Source organism: Micromonospora sp. RHAY321 (assembly GCF_023896955.1).
In the GTDB taxonomy this organism is placed as follows: Bacteria; Actinomycetota; Actinomycetes; order Mycobacteriales; family Micromonosporaceae; genus Micromonospora.
Map to the genome: position 1 here is coordinate 82,825 of NZ_JAMHIW010000016.1, position 16,925 is coordinate 99,749.

A 16,925-nucleotide genomic window follows, 5' to 3' on the forward strand; every position below is an offset into this window, starting at 1 on the left:
CTCGACCCGCGCCGGCCGACCGCGCCGCCGGCCGTGCCCTGCCCCCGCCTCGTGACCCCGGTCGTCCAGAGCCCTCCGGCGTGGCCCCCGTGCCACCGCCCAACCGCCCCGGCGAGCCGGTCGGCGTGGCCCGGGCCGCTGCCGTGGTGCCCGTGCCGGGCGGGCCGGTGGACCGGCCGGCGCCCGAGCCGTCCGACGGACCCGCGCTGCGCCCGGCCGGCCAGGCGGCGCCCGACGACGAGAGCGGCGCACCCGGCGCCCGGTCCGAGCTGCGCCGGCAGTTGCGCGAACGGCGTCGGCTGCGGGCGGCGGTGCTGGTGCTGGTCAGCGTCGTGCTGCTCGGCGCGGTGCCGCTCTTCTTCGGCATCCGTACGCTGAGTCGCGACCCGGTGTTCGACAACCTGGACCAGCTGAACGTGCCCGGCTGGGCCGCGGCGAAGACGGTCGACGAGGTCAGCGGCAGCCGCTGGTGCCTGCTCGACTGTCGACTGCGCGAACGCACCGTCACCTCGGAGAAGTCGCCGGAGGAGACGGCGGGGGTCTACGAGAGCGCACTCCGCGAGGACGGCTGGCAACCGTGGAAGGTGTCCCGCTGCCCGGAACAGGAGACGAAGGGCAGCTACACCTGCTGGCGTCGCGACGAGTTGACCCTCGACCTGTGGGTGCGCGAGCCGACCTGCGTACCGCCGCCGGTCGACGGCGAGCCGGCGGTCGTGCCGTCCGGAGACCCGTCGGCCGCTGCGACGAAGTGCACCGGCTCGTTGGTGTCGGTGAAGGTGCGCAACGCGATCGACGACGAGCGGACCAGGCCCCAGCCGAGCACCGATCCGTCACTGACCGGAGAGGACCCGTTCCCGACAGTCAGCGCGGACCCGCTGGGCGAGTTGACACCCTCACCGTCCTGAGCCGGTTTCCATCACGGACGGTAGGGTCTGGGGCTGGTGGACCCGCCCGCTGCCGTTGATCGCGATGGCTCGGGGGACCGGTACGGGTACCACGGTGGTGCGTTCCGGGGACGTAGGGTCCCCGGAACTCTGCTTGAGGAGGACAGGCGTGGGCGACATTGGAGAGGTCGCGGCGCTGATCGCGGCGTGCGCGTTCGCGGTGCTGGTGCTCATCCTGACGCTGCCCATCCTGCGGCTGCGGCACACGGTGGACGCCACCACTCGGATGATCAACGACCTCAACGATCGGACCGCACCGCTGCTCGGCGACGTGAACACCACGGTGAAGAACGTCAACACCGCTCTGGAGCAGGTGCAGACCTCGCTCGACGGCGTGAACCTCCAGTTGGCGAAGGTCGACACCATGACCAGCCACGCGCAGAACGTCACGGCCAACGTCGCCAACCTGGCCACCGTGGTCTCCGCCGCGGCCGCGAACCCGCTGGTCAAGGTGGCCGCGTTCGGCTACGGCGTACGCAAGGCCGCCGCCGGCCGCCGGCACGCCGAGACCGAGCGCGAGGTGCGCGACACCATCAAGCAGCAGCGGCGCGCTGCCCGGCGCGGCAACCGCTGACCGGCCGGCGCACCAGGAGGTAGCGAGACATGAGGCGGTTGTTCTGGCTCGGCATCGGGCTCGCCGTCGGCGTGGTGGTGGTCCGCAAGGCGACCCGGACCGCGCAGGCGTACACCCCGGCCGGCATGGCCAGCTCGTTGTCGGAATCCGCTGGCGGGCTGGTCGAGTCGCTGCGTAGCTTCGTGGAGGACGTTCGCATCGGGATGGCCGAGCGCGAGCAGGAGATCCACCAGGCGTTCGCCCAGGGTGAGGCGTTCGACGACCAGTTCGCCGAGTTGCGGGAGGACCCGCGCATCGGCGATCGAGAGATTTTTCCGGAGGAACACCAGCGATGAAGACGGCGGAGATCAAGCGGCGGTACCTCGCGCACTTCGAGGCGAACGGTCACGCCGTGGTGCCGTCGGCTCCGCTGCCCGCCATCAGCGACCCGAACCTGCTGTTCGTCAACGCCGGCATGGTGCAGTTCGTCCCCTACTTCCTGGGTCAGCAGGCCCCGCCGTACCGGCGGGCGGTCAGCGTGCAGAAGTGCATCCGCACGCCGGACATCGACGAGGTCGGCAAGACCAGCCGGCACGGCACGTTCTTCCAGATGAACGGCAACTTCTCCTTCGGTGACTACTTCAAGGAAGGCGCGATCCCCCTCGCCTGGGATCTGATCACCAAGTCGCAGGCCGACGGTGGCTTCGGCCTCGACCCGGAGCGGATCTGGCCGTCGATCTACCTGGACGACGACGAGGCGTTCGAGATCTGGCGCTCGATCGGCGTGCCGGCCGACCGGATCGTCCGCCGGGGCAAGGCCGACAACTTCTGGTCGATGGGCATCCCCGGCCCGTGCGGGCCGTCCTCCGAGCTGTTCTACGACCGCGGCCCCGAGTACGGCCGCGAGGGTGGCCCGGCGGTCGACGAGGACCGCTACATGGAGTTCTGGAACCTCGTCTTCATGCAGTTCGAGCGGGGTCCGGGCACCACCAAGGACGACTACCCGATCCTGGCCGAGCTGCCGGCGAAGAACATCGACACCGGCATGGGTCTGGAGCGGATGGCCTCGATCCTGCAGGGCGTCGACAACCTCTACGAGATCGACGAGGTCCGGCCGATCCTGGACAGGGCGGCCGAGCTGACCGGCAAGCGTTACGGCGCGCACTCCGGCCACGTGGCCAGCGAGTCGCACCCGGACGACGTCCGGCTGCGGGTGATCGCCGACCACGTGCGTACGGCGCTGATGCTGATCGGCGACGGCGTGACCCCCAGCAACGAGGGGCGTGGCTACGTGCTGCGCCGCATCATGCGCCGGGCGATCCGGTCGGTGCGGCTGCTGGGCTGGCAGCATCGGGCGCTTCCCGAGCTGCTGCCGGTGGCGCGGGACTGCATGGCGCCGTCGTACCCGGAACTGGCGACCGACTTCGACCGGATCGCGCAGTACGCGTACGCCGAGGAGGAAGCCTTCCTGTCCACCCTGCGTGCCGGCACCACGATCCTGGACACCGCGATCGCCGAGACCCGCACCGCGGGCGGCACGGCGCTGTCCGGGGCGAAGGCGTTCCAGCTGCACGACACGTACGGCTTCCCGATCGACCTGACCCTGGAGATCGCCGCCGAGCAGGGCCTCAAGGTCGACGACGAGGGTTTCCGCCGGCTGATGGCCGACCAGCGGACCCGGGCGAAGGCGGACGCGCAGGCCCGCAAGACGGGGCACACCGACGTGTCGGCGTACCGGTCGGTGCTGGACGCGGGTGGCCCGGTGACGTTCACCGGGTACAGCGAGGTGGCGCGGGAGTCGACGGTCCGGGCGCTGCTCGGCGAGGGCGGCCCGCGTCAGGCGGCGACCGAGGGCGACACCATCGAGCTGGTGCTGGACACGACCCCGTTCTACGCCGAGGGCGGCGGTCAGCAACCCGACCAGGGCATGATCACCGTGGGCGGCGGTCAGGTCGAGGTGCTCGACGTGCAGCAGCCGGTGCCCGGTCTGATCGTGCACCGGGCCCGGGTGATCCGGGGTGAGGTGCGCGCCGGCGAGACCGGCTACGCCGAGATCGACACCACCCGGCGGCGCGCGATCTCCCGGTCGCACACGGCCACCCACCTGGTGCACCAGACCATGCGGAACTTCCTCGGCGACTCGGCCACCCAGGCGGGTTCGTTGAACGCGCCGGGTCGGTTGCGGTTCGACTTCAACACCCCGACCGGGGTGTCGCCGAGCGTGCTGCGGGACGTGGAGCAGCAGGTCAACGAGGTGCTCCTGGCCGACCTGGAGGTGCACGCCTTCATCACCTCGCTGGACGAGGCGCGGCGGATCGGGGCGATGGCGCTCTTCGGCGAGAAGTACGGCGAAGAGGTGCGGGTCGTCGAGGTGGGCGACTACGCCCGGGAGCTGTGCGGCGGCACGCACGTGGCCCGCTCGGCCCAGCTCGGCCTCGTGAAGATCCTCTCCGAGTCGTCGATCGGCTCCGGTGTTCGCCGGGTCGAGGCGCTGGTCGGCATGGACGCCTTCGGCTTCCTGGCCCGCGAGCACCTGCTGGTCTCCCGGCTGGCCGAGCTGTACCGGGTGCCCAACGAGCAGGTCGCCGACCGGGTGGAGCAGACCGTCACCCAGCTCCGGGACGCGGAGAAGGAGCTGGAGAAGCTGCGCGCCCAGCTGGTGCTGGGCGGGGCGTCGGCGCTCGCCGCGCAGGCCAAGGACGTGCGCGGGGTGGCGTACGTGGGCACCGAGGCGCCGGAGGGCGCGGCCGGCAACGACGTGCGGACGCTGGCCCAGGAGATCCGGGGCAAGATCGACCCGGCGCGGCCGGCGGTGGTCGCGGTGGCGGCCCGCGCGAACGGCAAGGCGTCCCTGGTGGTGGCGGTCAACCAGGCCGCCCGCGGTCGGGGTCTCGCCGCGTCGGATCTGGTGAAGGCGGCGTTCTCCGGGCGCGGCGGGGGCAGCCCCGACCTGGCCCAGGGTGGTGGCCTGCCGGCGGCCGAAGCGCCGAACCTGCTACTCACCGTCGAGAAGGCGATCACCGAGGCGTGATGGACCACCATCTTTCGACCAGGGCGGGCCGATCGGCCCGCCCTGGCCTGTTCGGTTCGGCGGTGACCGTCGGTGAGTGAACGCGCGCGTGGCGTTCGGATCGGCGTGGACGTCGGTCAGGTGCGGGTCGGGGTGTCCCGCTCGGATCCGGACGGGGTGCTGGCGACGCCGCTGGTGACTCTCGCCCGGGATCTCACCGCCGCGGCGGACGCGGTGCCGAGCGACATTGCCCAGCTGGCGGCGTTGGTGGCCGAACATGAGGCCGTCGAGGTCGTCGTCGGCCTTCCGGTCAATCTCGCCGGCAAGCACGGACCGGCGGCCATCCATGTGAAGGCGTACGCTGACCGACTGGTCGATGTGATAGCACCCGTCCCGGTAGCGCTCACTGACGAGAGGATGTCGACCGTGGTCGCTTCTCGTAGGCTTGCCGAGCGTGGCGTTCGGGGCAAGCGTCAACGTGCGGTTGTCGACCAGGCGGCCGCGGTGGAGATCCTGCAGAGCTGGCTGGACGCGCAGCGGAGGCGGACGTAATGATCGACGATCTGGACCTTGGGTTCGACGAGCCGGAGCGGGGGGAGAAGGGCCGGCACCGGCGCGGCTTCGTCCGCAAGCGCAAGGGCGGCAGCTCCGGGGGACGGGGCAAGACGTTCATGGCCCTGCTGCTGGCCCTGGTCCTGCTGGGCGGCATCGGCGGCGGAGCGTTCTACGGCTTCGACCGGATCCAGAACTACTTCGTCACCCCGGACTACGACGGGGCTGGCACCGGTGAGGTCACCGTCGAGATCAAGAACGGCGCCCTCATCGCCGACATGGCCGACGCGCTGGTCACCGCGGACGTGGTGAAGAGCCACAAGGCGTTCATCGAGGCCGCCGAGGCGAACTCGCGCAGCAAGAACATCCAGCCGGGCACGTACAAGCTGCGCAAGCAGATGAGCGGCGCGAGTGCCGTCACCGCGATGCTCGACCTGAAGAACAAGATCGTCAACGGGTTGACCATCCCCGAGGGGCGCAGCAGCAAGAACATCTACAAGCTGCTGTCGGAGAAGACCAAGATCCCGGTCAAGGACTTCGAGGCCGCCGCGAAGAACCCGCTGGAGCTCGGCATCCCCGACTGGTGGTTCAAGCGCGAGGACGGCAAGAAGGTCCCCAGGTCCGTCGAGGGCTTCCTCTTCCCGGACACGTACGAGATCCCGCCGAAGTCCACCGCGGAGAGCATCCTCAAGCTGATGGTGGAGAACTTCCTCACCGTCACCGAGGAGATGAAGTTCGCCGACCGGGTGCAGAAGGAGCGGGGCGGCGTCAGCCCGTACGAGGCGCTGATCGTGTCCTCGCTGGCGCAGGCCGAGGCGGGCAACAAGGACGACCTGGGCAAGGTCGCCCGGGTGGCCTACAACCGGGTCTACGGCGAGTTCCCCTGCAACTGCCTGGAGATGGACGTCACGGTCAACTACTACCTGGAGCTGACCGGCCAGCAGACCAAGACGTCCGCGCAGATGACGGCGGCCGATCTGGACAACCCGAAGAACCCGTACAACCGCAAGCTGCGGGGCCTGGTCCCCACCCCGATCAACAACCCGGGCAAGCAGGCCCTGGAGGGGGCCATGGACCCGCCGCCGGGCAAGTGGCTCTACTTCGTGGCGATCGACAAGCAGGGCCACTCCGCCTTCGCGGAGACCTACGAGGCCCACCAGCGCAACGAGGCCAAGGCCAGGGAGGCCGGCATCATCTGATGGCGCTCCGACGACGGGCCGCGGTGCTGGGCAAACCGATCGCGCACTCCCTCTCCCCGGTGATCCACACCGCCGGCTACGCGGCGGCCGGGCTGACCGGGTGGTCGTACACCCGGATCGAGTGCGCGGCGGCGGAGCTGCCGGCCCTGGTCGCCGGCCTGGGCCCGGAGTGGGCCGGGCTGTCGGTGACCATGCCGGGCAAGGAGGCGGCGCTCGCGGTGGCGGCGCAGGCCTCGCCGGTCGCCGTCGCCGTCGGCGCGGCCAACACGCTGGTACGCCGGCCGGACGGCTCCTGGTACGCGGACAACACCGACGTCGGCGGCATGGTCGACGTGCTCACCGCCGCCGGCGTACGTCCCGGGGCGACGGTGACGGTGCTCGGCGCGGGTGGGACGGCCCGCGCGGCGCTGGCCGCGGCGGCCCTCCTCGACGTGCGCACGGCGACCGTGGTGGCGCGTCGACCCGAGGCGGTCGAGGAGTTGGGTTCGGTGGCACGGGCGGTCGGCCTGTCGATGGCCGGCGCGTCCTGGGCCGTCGCCGCCGACCGGTGCCGCGCCGATGTCGTGATCTCCACCGTGCCGAAGGGCGTCGCCGACCCGCTCGCCGCAATGATCGCCTGGCGGCCGGACACCGTGCTCTTCGACGCGCTCTACGATCCGTGGCCAACGCCCCTCGCGGCGTCCGCGCAGGTCGCCGGTTGTCGGATCGTCTCCGGGCTCGACCTGCTGCTGGCCCAGGCGGTCGGCCAGTTCGAGCAGTTCACCGGGGTGAGCGCGCCCCGCGACGCGATGGCGGCGGCCCTGCACGCGTCCCGCCACTGAGCTGGCTCGACCAGCCCGGCGACCGCGACTGTCGGCAGTGCGACACCCGAGGCGGTGGAACGCGACAGGACGGACGCGGCGGCTATCGCGGTGGTCAGGCGTCCCCTAACGTGTCACCAATCGATCGCCACGTGTTGGTGCCGGCGTGGTCGATCCTGTCCGGGAGGCTGTCCACGGGGCCTGGATCGGGAGTTGTTCGACGGCCCGCGGACAGGAGGACCGATGATCTGGCGTTCACCACGCGGTGGCGTGCCATGGATGGGGCGGTGCCGTTCGCTCGGCCCGGACGGCGGTGACCGGCCATGGTCCTGATCTACGTGCTGGGCGCGCTGTCGATGCTGGCGCCCGTCGTTCTGGTTCCCCTGGCGGCCGTCCGTTGGGCGCCGGCCGTGCGGCAGAGTCGGATGGCGGAGCGACTGCGCGTCGCGGTGGCCGGGCTCACCGACGCATTCGGCCGGCTCGGGGCCGCCCTCGTCGTCGCGCTCGCCGGATGCGCGGCGGTGGTGGCGATCTGCTGGCCGCTGGGCGAGGCGCTGTCCAGGTTGGAGCCGACCGTCGACCACGCCGTCTTCGACTACGTGCACGCCCGGCGGGTCGAGGCGTGGGCCGACATCAACTCGTTCGTCACCGCGCTCGGCGACCGGTACCCGCTCAAGTGGGTCACCGTGGTCGCGGCGGTCGGCTTCGCCATCGCCTGGCGTCGTCGCCGCTGGTGGATCCCGCTGCTCGCGATGCCGATGCAGTTCGTCGTGGAGCAGTACACCCAGCAGATCCTGGCCCTCACCGTGGACCGGGGCCACCCACCCACCGACCTCGGCACCTATCCTTCCGGCGGCTGTGCGCGGGTCATGCTCACCTTCGGCACCATCGCGGTGCTGGCGGGCCTGACGTGGAAAATCCCGCGGCGCGGCCGGGTCGCCCTGGTGACCGCGCTGGCGGTGCTGGCCTCGGTGGAGGGCTACACGCGCATCTACGCCGAGCGGCACTGGTTCACCGACGTGATCGGCGGCTGGATCTTCGGTGCCCTGCTGCTCGGCGTGATGGTGCTGACGGTCCTCGTGGCCGAGGGCCGGGTCCGCACACCCGCCGGGCCCGCGACGGCGGTGCCCGTGCGGGTCGCGACCACCACCTGACCGTTCGCCGCACAGCCGGCGACCTGCGGGCATCCTTAGGCTGCCATTAAGACCCGCTTAGCTACCGGTTGTCAGCCACTCGTCGCCGTGTGTACGCCGATACGCTGCGCACAGTTTACGGTGGTCGACACAGGGAGCTGGTTTGAGCAGGTATGGAGCGCCCCGCCACGTCCGACGCGGCGGTGGCCGACGCAAGGCGCTGCTGCTCGGCGTGGCCGCCACGACGGTCGTGGGTGGACTGGTGGCCACCATGGTGCCGCTGCTTGCCGCCGACGACGTCTCGATCGCGGCGTCGGCGGACACCACGGCGACGACCGTCAGCCAGGACGGGGACAACGGCGCGAAGACCACCCTCGCCACCTGCCCGAACCGCTGCGACGCCCGCCCGAGTGGTGCACGGGAGGCGGTCCTGGAGTTCGCGACGCCCACGCTGCCCCCGAACGCGGTCAACGTCCGGGCGACCCTGCGGGTGCACGCCTGGCAGGCGTTCGACGCCACGGTGACGGTTCACGCGTCCACGCTGGACGCCCGGTTGGCACGGCCGGCGCCGGGGCCGGTAGGCCCCGCCGTCGACACGGTCACCGGTGTGCGGCCCGGCTTCAACGAGTGGGACGTGTCCAAGCTGGTCACGGGCGACGGCACGCTCACCGTCTCGATGGCGCAGACCGGGTTGGAGACCCGGATCTACTGGGCCTCGACGGAGAACCGCAACCCGGACCTGCGTCCCCGGCTGGTCCTGGCGTACGACGTCGCGAGCCGCCCGACCCCGACGTTGGCGCCGAGCAGCGCCGCGCCCTCGCCCAGCCGGACGGTGGCACCGACCACGCCGCCGCCGTCTGCCAGCGCGAGCCCGACCCGGCCGGCGCCCAGCCCGCCGCCCACCTCAGCGCCGCGTCCCCCCACAGGGTGCGGACAGGTGTCGCCGAAGCTGGTGCCCTCGTGCGGAGCCTGGTGGGGGATGTACTCGCCGACGAACCCGTCGACCTGGGATCACGGCCGGGCCATCACCGACATCGAGGCGCAGGTCGGGCGGAGCTTCGACATCGTGCACCGCTACCACGACTTCTCCAACAGCGGCAGCAACGGGGCCTTCCCCGACTCGTACGAACAACAGCAGATGCGTGAGGGCCGGGTGATGTTCTTCGCCTGGGAGTCCCGGGTCTTCTCCTCGGGTGCCGTCCTCACCTGGAAGGACGTCTACGGCGGCCGGCACGACGGGACCATCGACGCTGTCGCGGCCCGGATCAGGGCGACCGGTGTGCCGGTGTTCATGGGCTTCGACCACGAGCCGGAGGACGATCCGGGCAAGGGCAGCGACGCCGACTTCGTCCGCGCCTGGCAGTACGTGCACGACCGGTTCACCGCCGCCGGCGCCCACAACGCCGTCTGGGTGTGGACGATGATGGGCTGGTCGGGCCACTACGGCCGGTACGCCGGCCTGTACCCGGGGGACCGCTTCGTGGACTGGGTGGCCTGGGACCCGTACAACTTTCACGTCTGCAACGGCAGTACGACGTGGAAGAGCCCGTCGACCACCATCGGCAGCTTCTACCGCTGGCTCGACCAGAGCGGTATCGGCGCGGGCAAGCCCCGGATGCTCGCCGAGTTCGGCACCAACTTCGACACGGCCGACCCGGACGCCAAGCGGCGCTGGTTCGAGGAGTTCCCGGCCGCGCTCAAGGCGCACCCGAAGATCAAGGCGGCGATCTACTTCAACTCCGCCGGCGTGACCACCCGGACGCGCACCTGCGACATGACGATGAACCACGACGCGTCCGCCCTTGCGGGGTTCGCCCGGGCCGGCCGCGACGCCTATCTCAGCCAACCGATTCCGGGGGGCTGACACCGCGACGCTCGCGCGACGGCGAGGGGTGGTCGGAGGTCCGTCGGACATCCGACAGCCAGTGCTGATGTCGTCGCTCGGGGCCACTGACCGCCCAATCGGCGGATGTCGCCGGCCGGGATCGGCGAGGCACGCTACGCGGGTTCTCGTCCATCTTGGAGGCGTAGCGTGCCCGAAGTTCCGCTCTCTCGGCGATCTGCCGGATTCCGCATCCGCGCGGCCCTGGTCGGCCTGGTGACCGCCGCCGCCGTGATGACCGTCCCGTCGGCGGCCTCGGCCACCGTGGTGCCCGCCCCCGAGACGGCGACCCTGGTGTCAACCAACCCCGCCGACAACACGCCGCACGGCCGCGACGGTGAGAGCCGCGCCTTCGCGCAGGTCGGTTCGCAGGTGTACGTGGGCGGCAGCTTCACCGAGATCCGGCAGAACGCCAGCGCCCCGTGGATCGGGCAGAGCTACCTGTTCGCGTACGACCGGACCAGCGGAACCATCTCGACCACCTTCCTGCCGGCCCTCGACGGCCCGGTCAACTCCCTGCTCGCCGGCCCGAACGGCACGCTCATCGTCGGCGGCGGGTTCAAGACCGTCAACGGTGTCTCGCGGAAGAACCTCGTGGCGCTGAACCCCACGACCGGGGCGACGGTCGACAGTTGGGTCGGCCGCTCCGACGGCGGCATGATCCGGGACATGGTGCTGCGCGGCAACTGGCTCTACGTCGCCGGCGCCTTCAACTGGCTCAACGGTGCCGCGCACTCCGGACTGGGCCGGCTCAACGCCAGCACCGGCGCGATCGACCCGACCTTCGCCATCAACGCCACCGTCGGGCGGCACGGCACCGGCTCGTACGGCTGGACGATCGACGTCACCCCGGACGGGCAGACCATGGTCGCCGGCGGCAACTTCACCCTGGTCAACGGACTGTCGCGCAACCAGATGGCGCTGATCGACCTCTCGGGTACGCCGACCGTGCTGGACTGGAGCACCGAGAAGTTCGTCCCGCCGTGTGCGGCGCCCACGACCTTCGTGCACTACGTGCAGGACGTGAAGTTCGGTGCGGACGGCACCTGGTTCGTCGTCGGCACCAACGGTGGCGCCGGCTGGCCGGCCGCCTACTGCGACGCGCTGATCCGGTTCGAGACCGCCAACCGGGGCAGCGGCCAGCTCGGCACCTGGGTCGACTACACCGGCAACGACACCATCACCTCCGTGGAGGTGGCCGACAACGTCATCTACCTGGGCGGGCACTTCCGCTGGCTGAACAACCCGAACGCTTCCGACGCGGCCGGCGACGGCGCGATCGACCGGCTCGGCATCGCCGCCGTCACCCCCGCGACCGGCCTGCCGGTGGCCTGGAACCCCGGCCGCCGCGGCAGCGCGTCCATGCCGGCCGGCACCAGCAACTGGGGCTCCCAGGTGCCGGTGCTGTGGCGGGGCAGCGACGGGCTCTACTTCGGGCACAACTCCGACGGCATGGGCAGCGAGTACCACGGCCGGCTCGGCATGTTCCCGCTCGCCGGAGGCCGCACCGTCGTCCCGAAGAACCCGCCGACCGCGACCACCGGCAACCTCTACCTGGGCACCGGCGAGGGCCAGCTGGCCAAGGTGCCGTTCAGCGGCGCGGGCGTCGGCACGCCGGCCACGGTCAGCCAGCCCACCTACACCAACGCCGGGGCGACCTGGCGGGTGAGCGACCGCATCTACTGGGCGCACACGGTGGCCGGCACCCCCACCGGCAGCCGGATCGACGTCTCGATGTTCAACGGCGGCGCCATCGGCGTCCCGTGGGAGTCGTCGGGGTTCAACGACTGGTTCAACGCCGCTGGCATGACCGGCGCGTTCTACCTCGACGGCCGGCTCTACTACACCCGCAGCGGCGCCAACGCGCTCTACTACCGCTACTTCGAGATCGACGGCAACTACCTGGGCGCCACCGAGTTCCCCCTTCCCACGACCGGTGTCACCTGGTCGTCGGTGCGGGGCATGGCCTGGGTCGGCGGCCGGATCGTGTACGGCGCGACCGACGGCACGCTGCGCAGCGTGGCGTTCGACCTGACGGCCGCCCCGGCCGTGGACGGCGCGACCAGCACGGTGATTGCGCCAGCGGGCGGGGGACTGACCTGGTCCACGCCGAGGATTTTCTTCTCCGTGCAGTGACGACCGACCCGTTCGTCACAGAGAATCGATAGATCACATCGGGCCGGCGGCGGACCACGTCGCTGGCCGGATGCGTCGCAGGGGAATGTACGGCGCGCACGGGCGTCGTTCCGTCCGGGCACTCCATAACAGACGGTGAAGTTTCATGGCTGATGCACCTTCCGGTTCCTGGTCCGCCGACCCGCTCGGCGGTGGGGGCACGCCGGCCCGGACGGTCACCCTGACCGACCTGCTCCGCGTCCCCCTGCACCGGATCCGGCTGGTGGCGGCGGTCGCCGCGGTCGGGCTGCTCGCCGCCCTCGGGTACGTCCTGCTCAGTCCGGGCGCGGTCACCGCGAGCGCGGTGGTGGCGGTGCGCCCGGTCGTCACCGACGCGTTCACCCCGAGCGGCGCCGCCGCCGACCGCGCGGTGAACATGAACGTGGAGAGCGGTATCGCCACCGGAACCGAGGTGGTGCAACGGCTCGTGACCGCCGGTGGCGACGACCAGCGCGACGTGCGGGACGCACTCGAGGTGGAGGTGCCGACCGGCGGGCAGATCCTGCGCTTCTCGTACACCGGGCGCTCCGCCGAGGACGCGGTCCGCAACGTCAACCTCGCCGCGCAGACCTACCTCGACGTGCGGCGGACGATGTACGAGAAGCAGCGCTCCGAGATGCTGCGGCGCTACGACGAGAGCATCGCGGAGGTGGACAAGCAGCGGGAGGCGTTGCAGCGGCGCATCGCGGGCGCGCGGGACGGCTCGTTGGACGCGGCGGTCGCCGAACTCGGCGGCACCAACAACCAGCTGACCCAGTTGAAGTCGTCGCGGACCGAGATCGCGGCGGTCGACGTCAACCCGGGCTGGATCACCCAGAGCGCGGAACACGTCCTGGTCTCCTCCGACGGGCACACGCTGCTCTACGTGCTGGCCGGGCTGCTCGGGGGCGCACTGCTCGGCGTGGTGCTCGCGTACGCGTGGGAGTCCGCCGACCGCCGGGTCCGGTCGGTCCACGACGGACGGGACGTCACCGGCCTGCCGCTGCTCGGCACCGTGCGCGGCCGGCTGTTCCGCGGCCGGGGGAAAGCGGTGGACGCCGACATCCGGTACGTGGCGATGGCGATCGCCGAGCGGGTTCGCGAGCCGGCCCGGGTGGCTCTGCTGACCACCCGCGAGGACCAGACAGCCATCACCGCCGGTCTGGCCGTCGCGCTCGCCGCGACCGGCCGGGACGTGTACGTGGCCGACGACAGCGGCCGCCTCGAGCAGCTGCGCGCCGCCGTGCTGGCCGACCGGGACCGGCTGCCGGCGACGGCCAGTCCGGTCCGTTCGCTCGTCCCGAAGCCCCGGGCCGCCGATTTGGCCAGCGGCCACGACGTCACCGAGCAGATCCCCGTCCGCCGCCCGTTGCCGTACCCGGTCGGCCGGCGCCCGTCGGCGGACCCGGACGCCACCCTGACCCTGCCCCGGGCGGCCCCGGGTACGACCGCGAGCGGCACGAGCACGGTCCGGAACAGCGCCGAGGAGATTCCCGTGGGTGCTGGGGGAGTGCGGTTCGGCACGTGGCGGCAGCGCGCCTCCACCGGGATCGTGCTGTTCAACGCGCCGCCGGCCGAGGCCGACGAGCGCGGCGTCGCGGCGGCCCGCCAGGGCACCGCGGTGGTGGTCGTCGAACAGGACGGGACCCGGCAGGGCGACCTGCGCCGGCTCGCGGAGCGGCTGCGCGCGGCCGGCGTCGCCCCGTTGGGTTTCGTGCTCACCCGCAGCGGACGGGCCTGACCGGTGCCCGTCACCGTCGCCCTGGCCAGCCTCGAGCCGGACGGGGGCGGCCCGCCGGCCAGCACCGTACCGCTGCCACCGCCGCCGCCCCGCCTGCCCGGCTGGCCGCTGCTGATCATGTTCGGTCTGGTCCCACTGTGGTGGCTGGCGGGCGCGTTCTACCTGGTCTGGCCACTGCTCGGCGCGGTGCTGCTGGCGATGCTGATCGTCCGGGGGCGGGTGCCGCTGCCACCGGCCACCGGCATCTGGCTGCTGTTCCTGACCCTGGTGCTGCTCAGCGCCACCCGACTGTCGTCGCCGGTCTCGCTGCTCCCCTTCGGCCTGCGGCTGGGCTACTACCTCACCGCGCTCGTGGTGGGCGTGTACGTCTATGTCTACGCCCGGGAACGAGCCGATCTGGCGGCGGCGCTCGTACCGGTCTGCCTGTTCTGGTTCGGTCTGGTCGCACTGGGTTGGCTCGGTGTGGTGGCGCCCCGGTTCGCGCTGACCACCCCGGTGGAGATGCTGCTGCCCGCCGGGGTCGCCGGCCACCCGTACATGCAGGACCTGGTGCACGTCACCGCCGCCGAGTACAGCGAGTTGTCGCTCAACCCGATCTACCGGCCGGCGGCGCCCTTTCCGTACACCAACAACTACGGCAGCGCGTACGCGATGACGCTGCCCTGCGTCGTGGCGTACACGATGCTGCGCCGCGGCGGGATCCTCCGCTGGGCACTGCTCGTGTCGCTGCCGCTGTCCCTGGCGCCGGCCTTCCTCACCCTGAACCGGGTGATGTTCGCGAGCCTCGGTGTGGGCCTGGCCGTGCTCGGCGCGCGGGCCGCGCTGCGCGGCAACGTCCGGGTGGGCGCGTCCGTCGTCGGGGTGCTGCTCCTCGGCGGGCTCACCACCTTTCTGATCCCGGTCGGAGAGCTCATCGGCAACCGGGTCGCGTCCAGCGACACGAACAGTGACCGGTTCTCCCTCTACGCGGAGGTCATCCGCCGTATCGGGGACTCACCCTGGCTCGGGTACGGCGCGCCGGTCAGCGTGGACACCGTCGCGGCGCAGGTGCCGGTCGGCACCCAGGGGCAGCTCTGGACGGTGCTGTTCAGTCACGGCGTACCGGCGTTGCTCTGCTTCCTGGCCTGGTTCGTCACCGTCACGGTGATCTGCGCCCGGGCCCGCTCGGCGCCCGGGCAGTGGCTGGCGGTGGTCCCGGTGGTGTGCCTGGTGCAGATCCCGTTCTACGGCATGGCCGACCCGACCATCACGGTCGCCTACTTCGCGGTCGCCGTCGCGATGGCGCTCACCGAGCGGGAGGCGGGACCCGGGCGGCGGGCACCGGCCACGCGCGGCCTGACGGCCGTTCCGGGATGACGGCAGGCACCCGTGCGGCCGCCGACTCCGCCGGCGACGAGCAGCCGACCGACGGTACGACCGAGGCCCGGCGTAGCGCCCGCACCGGCCTCGCGGGGCTGGCCGGTGCCGCCACCAACGGGCTTTTCGGCTTCCTGCTGGCGGTGGTCATCACCCGCGGCTACGGCACCGTCGGCTCGGGGGCGTTCTTCGCCGCGATCGGTGTCGTCACCGTCACCGCCGCCGTGTGCACGCTCGGTGCGGAGACCGGCCTGATCTGGACGCTGCCCAGGCGGCGCGCCGGCGGGCGGGGCGACGCCGCCCGGGTGCTCCCGGTGGCGTTCCTGCCGCCGCTGGTGGCCGCCGTCCTCGTCGGCCTCACCGGGGTGTTCGCGGCGGACGCGCTCGCGCCCCGCCTGCTGGACGGGCCGGGCGCCGGCGGTACGACCCTGATCGCGGTCAGCTTCGCCGCGGTGCCGCTGGTGGTGGCGATGACGCTCCTGCTCGCCGTGCTGCGCTGCGTCCGCCCGATCCAGGCGTACGTCGGTGTGCAGTCCGTTTTGGTGCCGGTCGCCCGGCCGGTGCTGGTTGGTGTGGCCGCCGTCGCCAGCGGCGGCGTGCTGGTCGGCATGACCGGCTGGCTGGTCCCGGCGGCGTTCGCCGTGCTCGTCTGCCTGCTGCTGGTGGCCGGTCCGCTCGGCGTCGGCCGGGGCGCGGCACTGCGTCCCGAGCGGGCCGACTGGTCGACGTTCTGGCGTTTCGCGCTGCCCCGCGCCGCGTCCGCGGCGATCGACGCCAGCGCCGTGTGGGTCGGCGTGCTGCTCACCTCGGTGCTCGCCGGGCAGGCCGACGCGGGCGTGTTCGGCGCGGTCGGCCGCTACATCCTGGCCGGGCAGCTCGCCATGCAGGGGCTGCGGGTGGCGGTGTCGCCGCAGCTGTCCCGGCTGCTGGGTCGCGGCGAGCGGGCCGCCGCCGCGGCGGTGCACCGGCAGCTGACCACCTGGGCGCTGGTGCTGTCCTGGCCGGTGTACCTGCTGCTCGCCGTGTTCGGGCTGGCGTTCCTCCAGCTCTTCGGGCCGGAGTTCACCGCCGGCACCACCGCGATGACCGTGCTCGCCCTGGCCATGCTGATCAATACCGGCGTGGGCAACGTGCAGAGCCTGCTGCTGATGGGCGGGCGCAGCGGCCTGCATCTGGTCGCGGCGGTGGCCGGGTTGCTGGTCACCGTCTCCCTCGGGCTGTGGCTGATCCCGGAACACGGCGTGACGGGTGCCGCCGTCGCCTGGGCGGTCGGCATCGCCACCGAGAACCTCACCGCGTTCGGCTGCGCCCGGACGGTGGTCGGCCAGCCGTTGGTCGACGCGGCGCTGGTACGCGCGGCGGCCGGGGTCGTCGCCGGGGTGGGGATCGCGGCACTGGTCGGCGTGTCCACGGGCGGTCGGGGGATCGCCGGTCTGGTGGTGGCGCTGAGCGTGCTGGCCGCCGCTTGCGTCGGTTTGTTGACGGTGCCCCGGGTGCGACGACGCATCCGGGTGACCATGAGGCAGCTCCGTGGCGGGCAGGGGGCGGCGTCGGCCGCCGACGGTGCCGCCGCGGCGTCGATGAAGGGCAGGTGAGGTCCG

The 16,925-nt window shown here is 72.0% G+C and carries 13 protein-coding genes; all 13 read left to right on the forward strand.

Annotated elements, in window-relative coordinates; all coding sequences use genetic code 11:
- Positions 1–206 precede the first annotated feature (206 nt).
- The 13 genes from M8C17_RS25905 to M8C17_RS25965 all read left to right on the forward strand — a co-directional run bounded on the left by M8C17_RS25905 (position 207) and on the right by M8C17_RS25965 (position 16,919).
- On the forward strand, positions 207–905 hold the full coding sequence (locus M8C17_RS25905; protein WP_252419223.1) for a hypothetical protein: 699 nt from the start codon (positions 207–209) through the stop codon (positions 903–905).
- Positions 906–1,053: 148 nt separating this feature from the next.
- Entirely contained in the window at positions 1,054–1,518 is a 465-nt protein-coding gene (locus M8C17_RS25910; RefSeq protein ID WP_252419166.1) for a DUF948 domain-containing protein, read from the forward strand.
- A 29-nt stretch (positions 1,519–1,547) separates the two neighbouring features.
- Complete coding sequence (locus M8C17_RS25915; RefSeq protein ID WP_252419167.1) at positions 1,548–1,853, forward strand: hypothetical protein; 306 nt, start codon at positions 1,548–1,550, stop codon at positions 1,851–1,853.
- Positions 1,850–4,528 carry an alanine--tRNA ligase gene (alaS, locus tag M8C17_RS25920; protein WP_252419168.1) on the forward strand — a complete coding sequence of 893 codons (2,679 nt, stop codon included), beginning with the start codon at positions 1,850–1,852 and terminating at the stop codon, positions 4,526–4,528. Before M8C17_RS25915 ends, alaS begins: the two co-directional genes overlap by 4 nt.
- 72 nt (positions 4,529–4,600) lie before the next feature.
- Positions 4,601–5,059 carry a Holliday junction resolvase RuvX gene (ruvX, locus tag M8C17_RS25925; protein ID WP_252419169.1) on the forward strand — a complete coding sequence of 153 codons (459 nt, stop codon included), beginning with the start codon at positions 4,601–4,603 and terminating at the stop codon, positions 5,057–5,059.
- Positions 5,059–6,258: an endolytic transglycosylase MltG gene (gene mltG / locus M8C17_RS25930; protein WP_252419170.1), complete on the forward strand. Its 1,200-nt coding sequence runs from the start codon at positions 5,059–5,061 to the stop codon at positions 6,256–6,258. The genes ruvX and mltG overlap by 1 nt, the downstream gene beginning before the upstream one ends.
- On the forward strand, positions 6,258–7,079 hold the full coding sequence (locus tag M8C17_RS25935; RefSeq protein ID WP_252419171.1) for a shikimate dehydrogenase: 822 nt from the start codon (positions 6,258–6,260) through the stop codon (positions 7,077–7,079). The genes mltG and M8C17_RS25935 overlap by 1 nt, the downstream gene beginning before the upstream one ends.
- Positions 7,080–7,381: 302 nt before the next feature.
- A complete protein-coding gene (locus tag M8C17_RS25940) occupies positions 7,382–8,212 on the forward strand; it encodes a phosphatase PAP2 family protein (protein ID WP_252419172.1) in 831 nt (276 codons plus the stop codon).
- A gap of 142 nt (positions 8,213–8,354) precedes the next feature.
- Positions 8,355–10,055, forward strand: coding sequence for a glycoside hydrolase (locus M8C17_RS25945; protein ID WP_252419173.1), 1,701 nt, complete (start codon positions 8,355–8,357; stop codon positions 10,053–10,055).
- Positions 10,056–10,265: 210 nt separating this feature from the next.
- Positions 10,266–12,209: a hypothetical protein gene (locus M8C17_RS25950; protein WP_252419224.1), complete on the forward strand. Its 1,944-nt coding sequence runs from the start codon at positions 10,266–10,268 to the stop codon at positions 12,207–12,209.
- 145 nt (positions 12,210–12,354) lie between these two features.
- Complete coding sequence (locus M8C17_RS25955; RefSeq protein WP_252419174.1) at positions 12,355–13,968, forward strand: lipopolysaccharide biosynthesis protein; 1,614 nt, start codon at positions 12,355–12,357, stop codon at positions 13,966–13,968.
- Positions 13,969–13,989: 21 nt separating this feature from the next.
- A complete protein-coding gene (locus M8C17_RS25960) occupies positions 13,990–15,324 on the forward strand; it encodes an O-antigen ligase family protein (protein ID WP_374559206.1) in 1,335 nt (444 codons plus the stop codon).
- On the forward strand, positions 15,321–16,919 hold the full coding sequence (locus M8C17_RS25965; RefSeq protein ID WP_252419175.1) for a lipopolysaccharide biosynthesis protein: 1,599 nt from the start codon (positions 15,321–15,323) through the stop codon (positions 16,917–16,919). Before M8C17_RS25960 ends, M8C17_RS25965 begins: the two co-directional genes overlap by 4 nt.
- The last annotated feature ends 6 nt before the right edge of the window (positions 16,920–16,925 follow it).

Excerpts from the sequence above, each read along its gene's own strand:
- M8C17_RS25915 (WP_252419167.1), top strand. The coding sequence starts at position 1,548 with ATGAGGCGGTTGTTCTGGCTCGGCATCGGGCTCGCCGTCGGCGTGGTG.
- alaS (WP_252419168.1), top strand. The coding sequence starts at position 1,850 with ATGAAGACGGCGGAGATCAAGCGGCGGTACCTCGCGCACTTCGAGGCG.
- mltG (WP_252419170.1), top strand. The coding sequence starts at position 5,059 with ATGATCGACGATCTGGACCTTGGGTTCGACGAGCCGGAGCGGGGGGAG.
- M8C17_RS25935 (WP_252419171.1), top strand. The coding sequence starts at position 6,258 with ATGGCGCTCCGACGACGGGCCGCGGTGCTGGGCAAACCGATCGCGCAC.
- M8C17_RS25940 (WP_252419172.1), top strand. The coding sequence starts at position 7,382 with ATGGTCCTGATCTACGTGCTGGGCGCGCTGTCGATGCTGGCGCCCGTC.
- M8C17_RS25955 (WP_252419174.1), top strand. The coding sequence starts at position 12,355 with ATGGCTGATGCACCTTCCGGTTCCTGGTCCGCCGACCCGCTCGGCGGT.
- M8C17_RS25965 (WP_252419175.1), top strand. The coding sequence starts at position 15,321 with ATGACGGCAGGCACCCGTGCGGCCGCCGACTCCGCCGGCGACGAGCAG.